At 71.9% G+C, this 15531-nt stretch carries 16 protein-coding genes and 1 pseudogene; 4 read left to right on the top strand and 13 right to left on the bottom strand.

What is annotated here, in order from left to right; genetic code table 11:
• Window positions 1-7: 7 nt before the first annotated feature.
• The 5 genes from AC2YHB_RS17330 to AC2YHB_RS17350 form a co-directional block, all read right to left on the bottom strand.
• Window positions 8-2962, bottom strand: coding sequence for a UPF0182 family membrane protein (locus AC2YHB_RS17330; RefSeq protein WP_036541887.1), 2955 nt, complete (start codon window positions 2960-2962; stop codon window positions 8-10).
• Window positions 2955-3524 (bottom strand): PPA1309 family protein, encoded by a 570-nt coding sequence (locus AC2YHB_RS17335; RefSeq protein ID WP_051931635.1) that lies wholly within the window; start codon window positions 3522-3524, stop codon window positions 2955-2957. The genes AC2YHB_RS17330 and AC2YHB_RS17335 overlap by 8 nt, the downstream gene beginning before the upstream one ends.
• 54 nt (window positions 3525-3578) lie before the next feature.
• Window positions 3579-4619, bottom strand: coding sequence for a YlbL family protein (locus AC2YHB_RS17340; RefSeq protein WP_179650430.1), 1041 nt, complete (start codon window positions 4617-4619; stop codon window positions 3579-3581).
• Window positions 4620-4679: 60 nt separating this feature from the next.
• The gene (locus AC2YHB_RS17345) at window positions 4680-5033 is read right to left on the bottom strand and encodes a hypothetical protein (RefSeq protein WP_179650428.1); all 354 of its coding nucleotides are present in this window, start codon (window positions 5031-5033) and stop codon (window positions 4680-4682) included.
• 146 nt (window positions 5034-5179) lie between these two features.
• Window positions 5180-5608, bottom strand: coding sequence for a molybdenum cofactor biosynthesis protein MoaE (locus AC2YHB_RS17350; protein ID WP_179650426.1), 429 nt, complete (start codon window positions 5606-5608; stop codon window positions 5180-5182).
• A gap of 72 nt (window positions 5609-5680) precedes the next feature.
• Between AC2YHB_RS17350 and AC2YHB_RS17355 the strand changes: the two genes are divergently transcribed.
• Window positions 5681-7063, top strand: coding sequence for a zinc-dependent metalloprotease (locus AC2YHB_RS17355; protein ID WP_487354340.1), 1383 nt, complete (start codon window positions 5681-5683; stop codon window positions 7061-7063).
• The gene (locus AC2YHB_RS17360) at window positions 7060-7617 is read left to right on the top strand and encodes an NUDIX domain-containing protein (protein WP_036541880.1); all 558 of its coding nucleotides are present in this window, start codon (window positions 7060-7062) and stop codon (window positions 7615-7617) included. The genes AC2YHB_RS17355 and AC2YHB_RS17360 overlap by 4 nt, the downstream gene beginning before the upstream one ends.
• 11 nt (window positions 7618-7628) lie before the next feature.
• On the opposite strand, the gene AC2YHB_RS17365 is transcribed toward AC2YHB_RS17360, so the two are convergent.
• The 3 genes from AC2YHB_RS17365 to AC2YHB_RS17375 form a co-directional block, all read right to left on the bottom strand.
• Window positions 7629-8198 carry a M48 metallopeptidase family protein gene (locus AC2YHB_RS17365; RefSeq protein ID WP_036541879.1) on the bottom strand — a complete coding sequence of 190 codons (570 nt, stop codon included), beginning with the start codon at window positions 8196-8198 and terminating at the stop codon, window positions 7629-7631.
• Between the two features lie 40 nt (window positions 8199-8238).
• The gene (locus tag AC2YHB_RS17370; RefSeq protein WP_179650420.1) at window positions 8239-9279 is read right to left on the bottom strand and encodes a PHP domain-containing protein; all 1041 of its coding nucleotides are present in this window, start codon (window positions 9277-9279) and stop codon (window positions 8239-8241) included.
• Window positions 9280-9635: 356 nt separating this feature from the next.
• A complete protein-coding gene (locus AC2YHB_RS17375) occupies window positions 9636-10457 on the bottom strand; it encodes an enoyl-CoA hydratase/isomerase family protein (RefSeq protein ID WP_051931633.1) in 822 nt (273 codons plus the stop codon).
• A gap of 140 nt (window positions 10458-10597) precedes the next feature.
• On the opposite strand from AC2YHB_RS17375, the gene AC2YHB_RS17380 reads away from it, so the two are divergent.
• Together AC2YHB_RS17380 and AC2YHB_RS17385 are read left to right on the top strand one after the other, a co-directional pair.
• The gene (locus tag AC2YHB_RS17380) at window positions 10598-10756 is read left to right on the top strand and encodes a DUF5679 domain-containing protein (RefSeq protein ID WP_107776774.1); all 159 of its coding nucleotides are present in this window, start codon (window positions 10598-10600) and stop codon (window positions 10754-10756) included.
• 136 nt (window positions 10757-10892) lie between these two features.
• Window positions 10893-11735, top strand: coding sequence for a hypothetical protein (locus AC2YHB_RS17385; RefSeq protein ID WP_179650418.1), 843 nt, complete (start codon window positions 10893-10895; stop codon window positions 11733-11735).
• 9 nt (window positions 11736-11744) lie between these two features.
• On the opposite strand, the gene AC2YHB_RS17390 is transcribed toward AC2YHB_RS17385, so the two are convergent.
• The 5 genes and pseudogenes from AC2YHB_RS17390 to AC2YHB_RS17410 form a co-directional block, all read right to left on the bottom strand.
• Window positions 11745-11909: a hypothetical protein gene (locus AC2YHB_RS17390; RefSeq protein ID WP_179650416.1), complete on the bottom strand. Its 165-nt coding sequence runs from the start codon at window positions 11907-11909 to the stop codon at window positions 11745-11747.
• Window positions 11910-12101: 192 nt separating this feature from the next.
• Window positions 12102-12284: pseudogene (locus AC2YHB_RS17395) on the bottom strand (hypothetical protein); the annotation flags it as partial.
• A gap of 60 nt (window positions 12285-12344) precedes the next feature.
• Complete coding sequence (locus tag AC2YHB_RS17400; RefSeq protein ID WP_036541875.1) at window positions 12345-12620, bottom strand: WhiB family transcriptional regulator; 276 nt, start codon at window positions 12618-12620, stop codon at window positions 12345-12347.
• 153 nt (window positions 12621-12773) lie between these two features.
• Window positions 12774-13061 (bottom strand): hypothetical protein, encoded by a 288-nt coding sequence (locus AC2YHB_RS17405; RefSeq protein ID WP_036541874.1) that lies wholly within the window; start codon window positions 13059-13061, stop codon window positions 12774-12776.
• Window positions 13062-13185: 124 nt separating this feature from the next.
• On the bottom strand, window positions 13186-15279 hold the full coding sequence (locus AC2YHB_RS17410; protein ID WP_257027567.1) for an ATP-dependent DNA helicase UvrD2: 2094 nt from the start codon (window positions 15277-15279) through the stop codon (window positions 13186-13188).
• Window positions 15280-15531 lie beyond the last annotated feature (252 nt).

Consider the following 15531-nt stretch of genomic DNA (forward strand, 5'->3'; position numbering starts at 1 on the left):
GACCTGGCTACTGCTTCTTGTCGGCTCCGGCGGCGTCGCGACGGTCCGCGAGCTTCACGGCCTCCTCGATCGCCTCCTGCGCCTTCTCGACCTGCTCGGCCCACTCGACGGTGTCACCGGACTTCTGAGCCTTCTCGGCCGCCGTGAACGCGGTCTCCGCCTCGCGCAGCTTCGCTGCGATCTGGTCGTCGATCGACCCCGATGGCTTGGGCTCCCCGTCGCCCTCCCCCGGTCCGGTGCCGGGCTCGTCGGGCTTCGGCTCGCCGTTGTCCGTGTCGACGCCGAGGGCGTTGCCGAGGGCGTCCGGGAGCGTCGAGGCGATGCCGACCTCGTCGCCGTACTTGACGATGACGTACTGCAGGATCGGGAAGCTGCCGGCGCCGGTCGTCCGCAGCGCGTACACGGGCTGGACGTAGACCAGCCCGCCCTCGACCGGCAGGGTCAGCAGGTTGCCGTAGCGCGGCGGGGTGTCCTTGTTGACGTTGAGGTCCTGGAGCGTGCTGACCACGGCCGGGTCCTGCTTCATCTCGTTGACGACCTGGCCGGGGCCCTGGGCGCTCTGGTCGGTCATCTCGAGCAGCCGCAGCCGACCGAAGTCGTCGCGCGTGGCGTCCGAGTTGACCTGGAGGTACGACGCCAGCGAGCCCTTGCGGTAGGGCACGAAGACCGACGTCAGCGACCAGTCGCTGTCGACGCTCTCCCCCTCGCCGGTGGCGAAGAGGCGGTACGGCGGCTGGAAGACCTGGCGCGAGGAGTTCGGGTCCTCCGGGACCTCCCAGCGGTTGTTGCCGGAGTAGAACGCCCCCGCGTCGGTCACGTGGTAGCGGGCGAGCTGGTAGCGCTGGACCTTGAAGAGGTCCTCCGGGTAGCGGATGTGCTTGAGCAGGTCCTCGCTGATCTCCGACTTGGGCTGGACCGAGCCGGGGAAGACCTTCATCCAGGTCTTGAGGATCGGGTCGTCCTCGTCCCACTGGTAGAGGGTGACCGTGCCGTCGTAGGCGTCGACCGTGGCCTTGACGGCCGAGCGCATGTAGTTGATCTCGTCCGTCGGGATGGTCTGGATGCCCAGGTTCTCCTGCTGGAGCGAGTCGTCGATCATCGACTCGAACGAGTCCCGCTGGGAGTTCGGGTACTTGTCGGTGGTCGTGTAGCCGTCGAGGATCCACACGATCTTGCCGTTGACCACCGCCGGGTAGGGGTCGCTGTCGACGGTCAGCCACGGCGCGACCTTCTCGACCCGCTCGACCGGCTCGCGGTTGTAGAGCACCTTCGACTTGTCGTTGACCCGTCCGGAGAGCAGGAAGTTCGGCTCGCCGAACTTGATCGCGTACATCAACTGGTTGAAGGTGCTGCCGATCGCCACACCGCCCTTGCCGTCGTACGTCGTGCGCTGGTCCTGGCCGGAGCTGCCCACGTTGGCGAGGCCGAGCTCGACGTCCTTGCCACCGCCGGCCTTGCCGACGATGGAGTACGACGGGCTGAGCTCGCCGTAGTAGACGCGCGTCTCGAACTTCTCGGCGTCGCTGAGGTCGGTGCGGCCACTGTTGCCGCTGCCGATCCCCTCCGCCCATGCGATCCGTCCGTTGGGGTCGTCGGTGGTCGCGATCTTGTTGGCATAGGCGGCGATCAGACCCTCGCCGTGCGTGTAGACGGTGTGGAGGTTGGACCAGTTCTGGTCCCCCGTCGGGATGCCCGACTGGTCGAGCTCGCGCACGCCGAGCACCAGCGGCACGTCGGCGCCGTCCAGCTCGTAGCGGTCCACGTCGAGCACCTTCGGCACGTTGTAGTAGGACCGGACCTGCTGACGCTGCTGGAAGGTGTCGCGCACCTGCAGCGGGTCGACGACCGGCGCGTTGGTGAGCTGGCCCGTCACGGCACGCCACTGGGCCGCGTCCGACTCGCTGGACGACGACGCGGTGTACTCGGCCGTCTCCACGTCGCTGAGGCCGTAGGCCTCCCGCGTCGCGTCGATGTTCTTCTGCAGGTAGGGGTTCTCCTTGTCGGCCTCGGAAGGGTCGACCTGGACGTTCTGCACGATGGCCGGCCAGATCATGCCGAGCAGGACGGCCGAGAGCGCGAGGAGGGCGAGACCGACCGACGGAAGCTGCCAGGTCTTGCGCCAGACGTTGAGGAAGAAGAGCACCGCACAGATGAGCGCGACACCGACCAGGATGTTGCGTGCGGGGAGCAGCGCGTTCTCGGCGGTGTAGTTCATCCCGGTGAGCAGCTTGTGGTCGTCGGTGACGAGGTCGAAGCGGTCGAGGTAGTAGTCGACCGACTTGGCCAGCACGAAGACGCCGAGGAGCACCGACAGCTGGACCTGGGCGGCCCCGGAGAGGCGGTCCTGGGACTGCTGGAGCCGGATGCCGCCGTACAGGTAGTGCACGACCGCCGTGCCGATGAGCGCCACGACGGTGGCGGCCATGACGAAGTCGACGAGGAAGTTCCACCACGGCAGGCGGAAGACGTAGAAGCTGATGTCCTTGTGGAAGTAGGCGTCCTGCTGACCGAAGCTCTGCGAGTTCAGCCACAGCTGGAAGGTGCGCCACTGCCCGACCGCGGAGGTGCCGGCGAAGATGCCGACCACGACCGCGACACCGGCCAGCAGCCAACCACGGATCGGGGTCACGGCGTCGCGGTAGCGCTCGACGCTCGCGTCGCCGGGCGACATCCGGAACAGCGGCCGGAAGCGGAAGGCGAGGTGCATGTTGACCGCGACGATCGCGGCCATCAGCGCGCCGAAGGCGATGAACAGGCCGACCCGGGTCCACAGCATCGTGCTGAAGACCTGTCCGTAGCCGACCTCCTTGTACCAGAGGCGGTCGGTGTAGACCGACGCGAACGCGGTCAGCAGGAAGAAGCCGAGGACCAGCACCACGCCGGTGATGACCAGCGCGCGGGCGCGCCGGCCGGGCCGCTCGGGCGCCGGGCGCTCCGGCTCCTCGTCGAACAGGTCACTCATCGTTGCCACCCATGGACTCGTCCTCCGCGTCTTCCAGCGTGCCACGCAACAGCTCGATCAGCCCGGGCACCAGGTCCGGACCCCCCATCACCGCGGCGTCCTCGTCGTGGCTGCGCATCCGCAGTGCGCAGTACGCCGCCCCGTGCCGGGTGACCCCGGCGACGATGCGGACCTCCTCGGCATCGGGGTGCTCCCGCGCGAACTCGAGCGCGGCCGCGGGGTCCTCCGGGACCTGGCCGTCGGCGGCGGGCGGCAGCACGAGCCGCTCCACGACCGCAGCGCAGCCGGTCACGACCTCGGGCCACACGATGCCGGGCAGCACCTCCTCGAGCTGCTGCCCGTCGGGCAGCTCCTCCTGCTCGATGGGCGTCAGCGAGCCGCGCTCGATCGGCTGGTCGAGGCCGAGCTGAGCAGCCAGCGTCGGCTCCTGCTCGACCAGCTGTGCGGTGTCGACGAGGGCGTACAGCCGAGCCGGCTGGTCCCAGCCCGCCCGGGCGTGGTGCGCCTCCAGCTCCAGCACGGCAGCCGCGAGGGCCGGGTCGACGTCCAGCTCGTAGTCCATGGGGCTCGCTTCGTGCTCGGTGCGGATCGGGCAGGTCGGGAAGGTCGGTCGGGCTCAGCAGGCCGGCAGCTCGGCGTCGTGGTCCTTCGACCACTTCTCCAGCGCCAGCCGGGCCTCGTGCATGGTGGTCGCCTTGACCAGGCGCAGGTCCGGGTCGAGGTCCGTGACGTCCGGGCAGTTGTCCTTGGGGACGAAGAAGAGCTGGGCGCCGGCCTCCTGGGCGCCGGCGATCTTCTGCGCGATGCCGCCGATCGGGCCCACCGTGCCGTCGGGCAGCAGCTCGCCGGTGCCGGCGACGGTCGCACCGCCGGTCATCGAGCCCGGGGTGAGCGTGTCGTAGATGGCGAGGGAGAACATCAGCCCGGCGCTGGGACCGCCGACGGTCGGGTCGACACGCAGCTGGATCTTGAAGGGGAACTCGTAGCCCAGGCCGACCTGGACGCCCACCTTCGGCACGCCCTCGTCGTCCAGCTTCGGCTTCACCCGGACGGTGAGCTCGTCCTTGTCGCGCAGGATCTTGAACTCCACGTTGGAGAGGTCCTTGTGCTTCTGCACGGCCTTGACGATCTGGTCGGCGTCGGTGACCGGCTCGCCGTCGACCTCGCGGAACAGGTCGCCCGGGAGCAGCTTGTCCGCCGCGGGGCCGTCCGCCGCGACCGCGGCGGCCTGCACGGCCGTCGGGACGTCGACGCCGATCTCCTTCAGGGCGACCGCCTTGGCGGTGTCCTGGGAGGTCGACATCTGGACCTGGCCCTCGGCCTCCTCGTCCTTCTTCGACTGCTCGGGCGGGTGGACGACGTCGTACGGGACGACGGCGCGGTCCGGGTCGAACCACCGGGTCAGCGCGTCGCCCAGGGTGAGCTTCTGGCCGTACGACGACGCGATCACGGTGGTGAACCGGATCTGGCCCTTGTCGTAGTACGCCTTGTGGCCGTCGACCTGGATGACCTCGGCCTGGTTCTCGTCGGTGCCGAGGATGTCGAATGTCGGGCCGGGGCTGTACGACGCGTACGGCAGCGGCACGGCCAACGCAATCCCGCCGAGGATCAGCGCCAACGGTCCCGCGATGCACACGGCGATCAGGCGCTGGCTCATGGCGCCTACCTTCTCAGACCGCGCCAACGTACGGGTGCCTCAGGGGTGGGTGCGGAACGGTCAGGACGCGCGGCGGTCGCGGGCGGGCTGCTCGTCGGTGCCGGCCGGCGGCTCGGCGACGGGTTCGTCGGCCGCGACCGGCGGCTCCCCGACGACGTCCGGCGACGCCCCGGGCAGCACCACGGGACGCACCTTCGACGGGCGCAGCGCGACCCCGGTGGAGCGGTCCTCGGGCCGGGTCGCGACGGCGTAGCCGGGCCGGGTGCGCTGCTCGCGGGAGAGGGCCTCACCGAGGCGCCGGGCCGCGGTCTCGCGGTCGACCTCGCCCCGGCCCTCCCGACCCCACCAGGCGACCCAGGCCATCGCGACGACGGTCGCGACGGCGGCGGGCAGCAGCCAGAGCAGGATCTCCACCCGACGAGCGTAGGTCGGTGGTGGAGGCGGATCGGTCAGGACACGCGGGCGCCGGTGGTCGAGGAGGCCATCGTCGAACCGCCCCGGGCCACGACGCCCGGTGGTCGAGGAGGTTGCGCAGCAACCGTCACGAGACCCCCGGGCCGCTACGGCGAACCGACCCACTCGTCGCTGCCGTCGGCGAAGCGCTGGTGCTTCCAGATCGGCACCTCCGCCTTGAGGGTGTCGATCAGCGCCCGGCTCGCCTCGAACGACGAGCCCCGGTGCCCCGCGGTGGTGGCGACGACCACGGCGAGGTCGCCGATGTCGAGGTCGCCCACGCGGTGCACGGCGGCGACCGCCGTGACGTCGTACTCACCGGCGATGCGGTCGCAGACGTCCTGCAGCCGCTCGAGGGCGCTCGGGTGCGCGGAGTACGACAGGCCGGTGACTCCCTGTCCCCCGTCGTGGTCGCGGACCCGGCCGACGAAGAGCACCAGCCCCCCGGCCGTCGGGTCCTCGAGGCTGGCGAGCACGCTGTCGACGGACAGCGGTTCGTCGGAGATCGCGACCAGGCGTACGGCGGGGTGGGGCATGGGGCCACTCTAGGGGTCCGCTCAGGGCTCTCCCCCACACCGCCGGTTGGCGATCAGGCGTAGTTTTGGGTCATGACCAACAACCCGGGCGAGCCCGGAGACGAGCAGCCGAACCCGTTCAAGGGCACGCCCTTCGAGCAGCTCTTCGGAGCGCTCGGCGGCGGCCTGCCCGGTGGCGCGAGCCCGTTCGGCCCGGGCGGCGGGATGGCGTTCTTCCAGCAGCTCCAGTCGCTGATGCAGCCGCACGACGGTCCGCTCAACTGGAACGCCGCCGGCGACATGGCCCGCCAGCAGGTCGCCCAGCAGCCCGACCCGTCCCCCGGCCAGCGCGACCACGACCGCGTCGCCGACTCCGTGCGCCTCGCCGACCACTGGCTCGACGCCACCACGGCGTTCCCGTCCGGCGTGAGCACGACCGCAGCCTGGTCCCGCGCCGAGTGGCTGGTCGAGACCCAGCCGGTGTGGAAGGTCCTCGTCGAGCCGGTCGCCGCCCGATCGGTGACGGGGCTGTCGAGCGGGCTGCCGGAGGAGATGAAGGCCGCCGCTGGTCCGCTCGTCGGGATCATCGGCCAGGCAGTCGGCGGCATGCTCGCCATGCAGGTCGGCCAGGGCCTCGGCGCCCTCGCCAGCGAGGTGCTCACGGCGTCCGACATCGGCCTGCCGCTCGGCGCGCCCGGCAAGGCCGCGCTGGTGATGAGCAACGTCAAGGCGTTCGCGGAGGGCCTCGACGTCACCGAGGACGACGTCGTCCTCTACCTCGCCCTGCGCGAGGCCGCCCACCAGCGCCTGTTCGCGCACGTGCCGTGGCTGCGCGAGCACCTGATCGGCGCGGTCACCGACTACGCCCGCGGGCTCGAGATCAACGCCCAGCAGATCCAGGACCGGGTCCAGGAGCAGCTGCGCGGCATCGACCCCACCAACCTCGAGTCGATGCAGGGCCTGCTCGAGGGCGGCCTGTTCGACCCGCCGCAGACCGCGGCACAGACGGCGGCGCTGTCGCGCCTCGAGATCGCGCTGGCCCTCGTCGAGGGCTGGGTCGACGAGGTCGTCGGCCAGGCCACCGAGGAGCGGATGCCCGCCGCGGCGAAGCTGCGCGAGGCCGTACGACGCCGCCGGGCCGCCGGAGGACCCGCTGAGCAGACCTTCGCCGCGCTCGTCGGGCTGGAGCTGCGTCCGCGCCGGCTCCGCGACGCGTCCACCCTGTGGGGTGGGCTGCGCGCCCGCTCGGGCGCCGAGGCGCGCGACGGCGTGTGGATGCACCCGGACCTGCTGCCCACCGCGGCCGACCTCGACGACCCGCTGTCGTTCCGCGCGGAGGCGACCGTCCCGGACGAGCTGTCGGACGACGAGTTCGACGCCGAGCTGCGCAAGCTGCTCGACGGCCCGGAGGGATCCGGCGACCCCGACAGCCACGACGGCCCCGACGGCCCCGGCACCCCGACCGACACCGAGTGAGCGGGCTGCACGCGGACGCCCTGCGCGTCCTGCGGGGCTGGCGCGCGCCCGGTCCCGTCGAGGAGCAGCTGCGCCGCCGCTACGTCACGCACCTGGAGTCGCGGGCGGACGGGATGTGGCGGGCGTCGTACCCGGACCACGTGACGGCCGGGACCCTGGTCGTCGACGCGACCGGTGACCACGTGCTCCTCAACCTGCACCGCAAGGCCGGACGCTGGTTCCACTTCGGCGGGCACGCCGAGGAGGGGGACGCGACGCTGGCGGCCGTGGCGCTGCGCGAGGCCCACGAGGAGAGCGGGCTGACCGACCTCCGCTTCCACCCCGAGCCCGTGCAGCTCGACCTGCACAGCGTGCCGTTCTGCGGCGAGCACGGCGACGTCAACCACCTCGACGTCCGCTACGTCGCGGCGGCGAGCTCGGGCGCGGAGGCGGTCGTCAGCGACGAGTCGCTGGCCGTGCGCTGGTGGCCGGTCGACGCGCTGCCGGACCTCGAGCCGGAGATGCACGCGCTGATCGCGCGCGCCCGGGAGATCCTCCCGTCCCCGCGCGTCTAGTCCCCGCGCGTCTAGTCCACCGCGTCGCCGGCGGGGTACACCTCGTGCCCCGGCGGTCGCGGCATCCGCGCCGCGTCCGACCAGCCGGCGAGGTAGCCCTTCGCCTTCTCCCACAGCGGGTAGTGCGCGACCCAGCCCCAGAACTTCTCGTCGTGCTGCGGCTCGATCAGGTGCGCGAGCTCGTGCACGATGACGTAGTCGACGACCCACTCGGGCATCCGCTGCAGCCGCTCGGAGAGCCGGATCGTCCGGTCCCTCGGCGTGCAGGAGCCCCAGCGGGAGCGCTGGTTGCCGACCCAGCGGACCGACTCGGGCACCGCGAGCCCGCCGAGGTAGGCGTCGCTGAGCCGCTGGGCGCGGGCCATCAGGTCCTCGTCGTCCCACTTGCGCGGCGCCGCGGCGCGCAGCTCCTTGCGCTCGACCCGGGCGACCATCTTGGTCACCCAGGCGCGCTCCTCCTCGCCGGAGAGGTTGTCGGGGACGAGCACGACGATCTTGGCGCCGTCGCGGTACGCCGACACGGTACGACGCCGCTTGCCCGACCGTCGTACCTCGACCCGCGGCCTGCTCCGCGCTCCCATGGCCCGACCCTACGGCGCTGGAGCCCCGAAACCGGGGAACTCAGGGAGCCGCCCACTCCAGCAGGCGCTCCACGGGCCAGGTGTTGACGATCCGGTCGGCGTCGATCCCGGCCGCCTCCGCCCGCTCACAGCCGAGCAGCGGGTAGTCCAGCTGCCCGGGCGCGTGCGCGTCGCTGTCGATCGAGAAGAGGCAGCCGATGTCCCGGGCCAGCTCGAGCAGCTTCGTGGGCGGGTCGCGGCGCTCCGGCCGGGAGTTGATCTCGACCGCCACGCCCTCCTCAGCGCACGCCTCGAAGACCGTCCGCGCGTCGAAGCGCGACTGGGCCCGGGTGCCGCGGTTGCCGGTGACCAGGCGGCCGGTGCAGTGGCCGAGGACGTTGGCGTACGGGTTGCGGACGGCGGCCACCATCCGCTTCGTCATCTGCTCCGCGTCCATCTGCAGCTTCGAGTGGACGCTCGCGACCCGGACGTCGAGGCGCGCCAGCATCTGCTCGGTCTGGTCCAGCCCGCCGTCGTCGAGGATGTCGACCTCGATCCCCTTGAGCAGCCGGAACCCGCCGTCCAGGTGGGCGTTCACGGCGTCGACCACGTCGAGCTGGCGAGCCAGCCGCTCGACGGAGAGGCCGCGCGCGACCTTGAGTCGCGGCGAGTGGTCGGTCAGCACGAGGTAGTCGTGGCCGAGCTCCATCGCCGTCATCGCCATCTCCTCGATGGGCGAGCCGCCGTCGGACCAGTCCGAGTGGGAGTGCAGGTCACCCCGCAGGCGGGCGCGCAGCGCGCTTCCGGCGCCGTCGGTCAGCGGGGCGCCGTACTCGGCCTCGGCCTCGGCGAGCTTGTCCGGCACCTTCCCGGCGACGGCCTGGCTGATCACCCGCGCGGTGCTCGCGCCGACCCCGGCGAGCTCGGTCAGCGTGCCGGCGCGGGCCCGCGCGGCGACCTCGTCGGCCGGCAGCGGGAGGATCGCGTTGGCCGCACCCCGGTAGGCCTTCACCTTGTACCTGTCGGCCCGGCCGCGCTCGAGCAGGAACGCGATCCGGCGCAGCGCCGCGACCGGCGAGCCGTCGTACACCTCGTCCGCCATGTGACCCCGATCACGCTCCCTTCGGGACTGAAGTATTTGTTGTCCACAACCGGTGGAAGAACCTGTGGGCAGCGTTCCCGCAGGTCACCCGACAGTACGACGTCACGAACCGCCCCGTTTTCCCGGGTCCGTCCACACCGAACTCACCGATCCCTCGCCTCTGTCCACCGCGACCGCCGCTCTTCCACAACCGTGTCCACAGGTCTGTCCACAGGGTGGGGTCCCGTCGGATTGACCCTGCCGCCGCCGCTGCCTAGCGTCTCCCACGACGAGGCCCCCGGGCCGCAGTCCTCGCTCGCAAGGGGAAGGCAAGCGAGGGTCCTGCGAACCGGGGGCATCGTTGCGTCCGGGCCCGGTCAGCGGCCGCGGAACTGCGGCGCCCGCTTCTCCTGGGCCGCCCGGATCCCCTCCAGCAGGTCCTCGGTCGCGAGGGTGACCGGCTGGGCCAGGCCCTCCCACTCCAGGGCCGTCTCGATGCTCGCGTGCCCGCGCTGCAGGGCCCGCTTGGTGAGCCGGGTCGCGATCGGCGCGGCCCCGGCGATCCCCTCCGCGACGGCGAGGACCTCGTCGAGGAAGCCCTCCGGCTCGAGGACCCGCGAGACCAGGCCCAGCCCGAGCGCCTCGTCGGCGTCGACCAGCCGGCCGGTGAGGAACAGGTCCCTGGCGGCAGCAGGTCCGACCACGTCGGGCAGCAGGTAGGTGCCCGCCATCCCCGGGTGGATCCCGAGCTTGGTGAAGGGCACGCCCATCCGGGCACCCCGGGCGGCGTACCGGATGTCGCAGGCGAGCGCCATGCAGAGCCCGGCGCCGATCGCGGCCCCGTTCAGCGCGGCGATGGTCGGCACCTCGAGCCGGCGGATCGACAGCCAGGCCCGGTAGAACGGCAGCATCCGGTTGCGCAGGTCGTCGACGGTGGCGTCGGGCTCGGAGGCCAGCCACGACAGGTTCCCGCCCGAGCAGAACGCCTTGCCCTCGCCGGTCACCACGACGGCTCGCACCGACGGGTCCGCCGCGAGGTGGTCGACCGCCGCGACCCACGATGCGGTCATCTCGTCGCTCATCGCGTTGCGCAGGTCCGGCTGGTCCAGGACGAGCAGCGCGACGCCCTCCGCGGGCCGTTCGAGGCGCAGGTGGACCAGCGACGGCGGCGGAGGTGAAATTCGGGCGGTTTCAGACATGCGGGGCACGCTACTGCGCCCGTGTGGCGGCGTGCCGTAGGGTCAGGGAGGCTTGGAGTGTGACTCCGGGCCCCGGCGGGCTTCCCCCAAAGACCCCCGTCGCGACGACCAACAGAATGAAACATGGCAAGGAGGCCGTCATGGCGGAGACCTGGAGCGGCGAGTTCTACTGCGTGAAGTGCAAGGCCAAGCGTGAGGCTGAGGGCGAGGTCAAGGTGAACGAGAAGGGCACCCGGATGGCCAAGGCCGTCTGCCCCGAGTGCGGCACCAACCTCAACCGCATCCTCGGCAAGGCCTGATCACCCGGCCACACAGACCGACCGTCGCGGGCGGCACCACCACCGGTGGTGCCGCCCGCGGCATGTTTTCCGGCGGCTCCCCCGTGCCTGTGGATGACGCCGGGCAGCGCACGGGCCGCGGTGCGACGCTGCAGCCATGTCCTCGCGCCTGCTCCTCCGGCCCGGCACACCCGTGATGGCCCGCGGGCCCGGCGTGCTCCAGGTCGGCCTCGACGGGCCCGTCGTCCAGCTGCCCGACCAGCCCGCCACCCGCGACCTGCTGTCCGCCCTCGGCCGGTTCCCGGGCGTCCCCCACGGCACCAGCTCCCCGGCGCTCGACCGACTGGACGCGACGGGCCTGCTGGTCGTCGTACCGGACTCCGAGGCGGTGCCCGAGCCCGCCGACCAGGTGCTGCGGGCCCAGTTCGGCCCCGACGCCGTACGCCGCCGCGCCGCCCGGTCCGCAGCCGCGATCGTCGTACGGGCCGCTCCGGGAGCCGAGCCGCTGCTCGGTCCGCTGCTCGCCCAGGCAGGCCTGCGGCGCACCGGCGGCGAGGACGGCGCCACCGCACACCTCGTGGTCAGCACGGGACCGCTGGACCGCGAGCGTCTCGACCCGCTCGTGCGCAGCTCGATCCCCCACCTCGTCGTCAGCGGTGGTGCCGGGCGGCGCCGGGTCGGGCCCTTCGTCCATCCCGGTCACACGGCCTGCCTGCGCTGCGTGGACGCGCACGAGGCGCTGCACGACGCCCGCCGGCCGTTCCTGGTGGCCCAGGCGGCACGCGCGGCGACGGAGCGCCCGCCACCGCTGGACCCGGTCCTCGACGCCCTGGCGCTCGCGTGGGCCGTGCGCGACCTGGCGCGCTACGTCGAGGGCGACTCCCCCAGCACCTGGTCGACGACCTTCGACATCGGGCCGACCGCGGCGCCGGCGGCCCTGCACTGGGGCCGGCACCCGGACTGCGGCTGTGCGTGGGACGCGCCCACGCTGTTCGAGTGAGCGGGCAGGTCACCACCACTCGCTGTCGAGCTTCGCCTCCATCGAGCGCAGGTTGTCGCGCGAGCACTCGTCGCAGAAGCGCCGGACCCGGCCGCGCTCGACCGCGGTCGTCCAGGTGAGCGGCGGCGCGTCGCCGTCCACGCGGCGACCGCAGAAGTCACAGGTCACGCTCATCGCCCCAGCCTAGGAGCAGCGCGCACGCGGGGGACGCGTCGTGACCGAAAAGATGCGAAGGGGCCGGAACCGACGGTGGTCGGTTCCGGCCCCTTCTGTTCACCCGCGATCAGGTGTCCCTCAGAGAGGAGGGCTTGCGAGGACGTTCCGTCTCGCTGTCAGGCAGGATCCTTGGCAGGGACCCGGCCGTGATCAGAGCGCGCGAGCGAGGGCGAGACGAGCCTGCTGCGCAGCACGCTCGGCCTTGCGGCTCAAGCGGCGGGCGCGAGCCACCTGGGTGGCCTCGCGCAGCTGCTGCGCCTCTCCCAGGCGCGCGGCCATCTGCGCGCGCGCCATGTCTTCGTTGAGCATGTTGTACATGGTGAAGTCCTTCGGTTGTTGGTCTTGGGGTTGATCACTCGGTGGAGCAGATCCGCGGCAGTGGCGTGCGGGCCATCACGCGGCGGTGACGGTGGCGTCCTTGCGCGGGCGGCCCCGGGGCCGCTTGCGCGGGATCACCACGCCGGCCAGGAACAGCTCGCCACCCCACACGCCCCACGGCTCACGCCGGTCGAGGGCGCCGGCGAGGCACATCGCCTGCACGGGGCATGCCTGGCACAGGGCCTTCGCGGACTCGACGTCCGACGGGGACTCGGCGAACCACAGCTCCGCGTCGTTCAGACGGCAGGGCAGCAGCTCGTCCAGCGTCGGCTCGAGAACACTGGTCGTCATCAGCTTTCACCTCCTCTTGTTGACCTGATCGCGTTGGTCGGTTTCCTTGAGGGGATCCGGTGGCCTTCGCCTTCTCAGGTCCTGAGAAACACAAAGGCCGCGGATCCCGGTCTGTCGGGTTCCGCGGCCTGGAGGCTGCCGAGCTGATGCTGATCAGTTCGGATGGCTCCAGGCTGGTGAACCCGGGACGTAGGCGGTCGTGTTGCCGCGGTGTCCCATGCCGGTGAGGGCGCGCTCCCGCTTGACGGCCGTCACGTCGGAGGCCAGAGCGGCGTCGCCAGCGGCGAACGGCGCAAAGGCGGCAGACGCCGGAGCGGCCTGACGCACGGCAATGCCCTGGACCTCGAGGGTCGCGAGAGCAGAGGTGGCGCAGTCGAGCGCGGTCAGCGAGATCTGCCAGACGTTGACGTCGGACATCGGGATCATCGTGATGTTCTCCATGGGTGCCACCTCCTCAGGTGCGTGAAAGGCGCCAGCCTTGCCAGGGCTGTGATGCGCAGCGGTTGTTGCCTGACGACCGTAACGGTCGCGTATCAGGCGGTGCAAATCATTTATCGAGGTTTTTTCAAGGTTTTTCTGAAACCAGCCGGAGGACGTCCGTTCCGTACTTCTCGATCTTGTTCGGGCCGACCCCGTTGACCTTTCCGAGGGCCGTGATCGTGGTCGGCTTCTGCTCCGCGATCAGCTCCAGCGTCGCGTCCGTGAACACGACGTACGCCGGCAGCGGCTTGCCGTCCTCGCCGGCCTCCCGGGCGGTCTCGAGCCGCCAGGCCTTGAGCCGGTCGAAGAGCTCCTCGTCGTAGCGGGTCGGATGGTGGGCGCAGCGACCGCGCTTCTTCTCGGCCGCCGTCGCCAACGGCTGGAGGCAGTCACGGCAGCGCGCGACCTTCGTGCGCCCGCGGGTGGCCTGCGGCTGCTGGGAGGCCGGCAGCAGCGGCACGAGGAAGCGCGAGGCCTGCCGGCGCGGCGCCTGCCCGGGGTTGCGGGCGGCGGCCCACGACACCATGAGCTCCTTGCGGGCACGCGTCATGCCGACGTAGAGCAGGCGGCGCTCCTCCTCCACCGCTCCGGCCGGCGCGCCCTCCTGGCTGGCATAGGTGATCGGCACGGTGCCGTCCTGCACGCCGCAGCAGAAGACGGCATCCCACTCGAGGCCCTTGGCGGCATGGAAGGTCGCCAGGGTCACGCCGTCGGCCGTCGGGGCGTGCTGCTCGGCGGCCCGGCGGTCGAGGTCCTCGACGAAGGTGCTCACGGAGGCCTCGACACCCCGCTCGGTCGCGAAGTCCTCGGCCTGGTCGACCAGGGCCTGCAGCGACTCCCACCGGTCGCGGGCCTGCCCACGCGCCGTCGGCGGCTCGCTGGTCCACCCCATCCCGCCCAGGACGTCGCGCACCACCTTCACCCAGGGCAGGCCGTCTGCCTCGCCGGACCGGGCCGCACCGCGGAGCCGGGTGACGGCCTCGCGCACCTCGCGCCGCTCGAAGAAGCGCGCCGCGCCCCGCACGACATAGGGGATGCCGCGGTCGGTGAGGGCGTCCTCGAAGGTCTCCGACTGCGCGTTGATGCGGAACAGCACGGCCATCTCGCCGTACGGCGTGCCCGCCCGGTGCAGCCGCGCGATCCGGTCGGCGACGCTGCGGGCCTCCGCCACCTCGTCGGGCTCGCCCGCGTAGCGCACGGCCGAGCCGGCCGGCTGCTGCGAGCGCAGCTCGACGCCGGCGCTCGGCGTGCCGGCCAGCAGCTTGTTGGCCTGCTCGACCACCTGCGGCGTCGAGCGGTAGTTGCGGACCAGCTCGATCGACGTCGTGCCCTCGTAGCGCTTCGGGAAGTCACGGAGGTACGTCGCGTCGGCACCGGCGAACGAGTAGATGGTCTGCGCCGGGTCGCCCACCACGCACAGCTCGTCGCGCCCGCCCAGCCACAGGTCGAGCAGGGCCGACTGCAGCGGGGAGACGTCCTGGAACTCGTCGACGACGAACCACTTGTACTGCCGCCGCACCTGCGCAGCGACCCGCTCGTCGGCGTCCAGCAGGCCCGCGGTCAGCAGCAGCACGTCCTCCATGTCCATCCGGCCCTGCTCGCGCTTGACGTCCTCGTAGGCGGCGAACGCGCGGGCGACGTCGATCGGCGTGAGCCCGTCGACGCCACGGCCGCGCGCCTCGGCGATGCCCGCGTAGCTCTCGGGCCGGACGTTGCTGACCTTGGCCCACTCGACCTCGGAGGCCAGGTCGCGCAGCTGGGCCTGCTCGCTGCGCACGCCGAGCGTGCGGCAGGCGGCGGCGAGCATGCCGAGCTTGGACTCGGTCAGCTCGGGGAGCTCGGTGCCGTAGGCGTGCGGCCAGAAGTAGCGCAGCTGGCGCAGCGCGGCGCTGTGGAAGGTCCGCGCCTGGACCCCGGGGGCACCCAGCTGGCGCAGGCGCTGGCGCAGCTCGCCGGCGGCCCTGGTGGTGAAGGTGACGGCCAGCACCTCGGTCGGCGCGTAGAGCCCGGAGTGCACCCCGTGCGCGATGCGGTGCGTGATGGCCCGCGTCTTGCCCGTCCCGGCGCCCGCGAGCACGCGCACCGGCCCGCGCAGCGTCTCGGCGACCTGTCGCTGCTCGGGGTCGAGGGCGGACAGGAGCCGTTCGATCGGGTCGGCGGCGGCCATGGTGCGGGACATCTCCTTCACGGAGAGCGGGTGGGCTGACGGACCGACAGTAGACGCCGGGTTCGACACTTCACTCGGCCCCTGTGGACGACGGGATCCGGACGTGAAGAACGAAATATGAGTGAGTTACTGTAATTTGATCGGGTGAGCACGCTCTCCCCGGCCGGACGGTCCCTCCTGCCGCTCCTCGACACGAGCCCCGCGACGCGGGCCGAGGAGCGCCCCGAGGAGCACCCTGCGGAGCATGCCGGGTCGTGCTGCAGC

Source organism: Nocardioides sp. SRI_004 (genome assembly GCF_057586415.1).

Excerpts from the sequence above, each read along its gene's own strand:
- AC2YHB_RS17335 (WP_051931635.1), bottom strand. The coding sequence starts at position 3,524 with ATGGACTACGAGCTGGACGTCGACCCGGCCCTCGCGGCTGCCGTGCTG.
- AC2YHB_RS17375 (WP_051931633.1), bottom strand. The coding sequence starts at position 10,457 with ATGTCTGAAACCGCCCGAATTTCACCTCCGCCGCCGTCGCTGGTCCAC.
- AC2YHB_RS17350 (WP_179650426.1), bottom strand. The coding sequence starts at position 5,608 with ATGCCCCACCCCGCCGTACGCCTGGTCGCGATCTCCGACGAACCGCTG.
- AC2YHB_RS17400 (WP_036541875.1), bottom strand. The coding sequence starts at position 12,620 with ATGACGACCAGTGTTCTCGAGCCGACGCTGGACGAGCTGCTGCCCTGC.
- AC2YHB_RS17405 (WP_036541874.1), bottom strand. The coding sequence starts at position 13,061 with ATGGAGAACATCACGATGATCCCGATGTCCGACGTCAACGTCTGGCAG.
- AC2YHB_RS17385 (WP_179650418.1), top strand. The coding sequence starts at position 10,893 with ATGTCCTCGCGCCTGCTCCTCCGGCCCGGCACACCCGTGATGGCCCGC.
- AC2YHB_RS17370 (WP_179650420.1), bottom strand. The coding sequence starts at position 9,279 with ATGGCGGACGAGGTGTACGACGGCTCGCCGGTCGCGGCGCTGCGCCGG.
- AC2YHB_RS17330 (WP_036541887.1), bottom strand. The coding sequence starts at position 2,962 with ATGAGTGACCTGTTCGACGAGGAGCCGGAGCGCCCGGCGCCCGAGCGG.
- AC2YHB_RS17340 (WP_179650430.1), bottom strand. The coding sequence starts at position 4,619 with ATGAGCCAGCGCCTGATCGCCGTGTGCATCGCGGGACCGTTGGCGCTG.
- AC2YHB_RS17355 (WP_487354340.1), top strand. The coding sequence starts at position 5,681 with ATGACCAACAACCCGGGCGAGCCCGGAGACGAGCAGCCGAACCCGTTC.
- AC2YHB_RS17380 (WP_107776774.1), top strand. The coding sequence starts at position 10,598 with ATGGCGGAGACCTGGAGCGGCGAGTTCTACTGCGTGAAGTGCAAGGCC.
- AC2YHB_RS17390 (WP_179650416.1), bottom strand. The coding sequence starts at position 11,909 with ATGAGCGTGACCTGTGACTTCTGCGGTCGCCGCGTGGACGGCGACGCG.
- AC2YHB_RS17365 (WP_036541879.1), bottom strand. The coding sequence starts at position 8,198 with ATGGGAGCGCGGAGCAGGCCGCGGGTCGAGGTACGACGGTCGGGCAAG.
- AC2YHB_RS17410 (WP_257027567.1), bottom strand. The coding sequence starts at position 15,279 with ATGTCCCGCACCATGGCCGCCGCCGACCCGATCGAACGGCTCCTGTCC.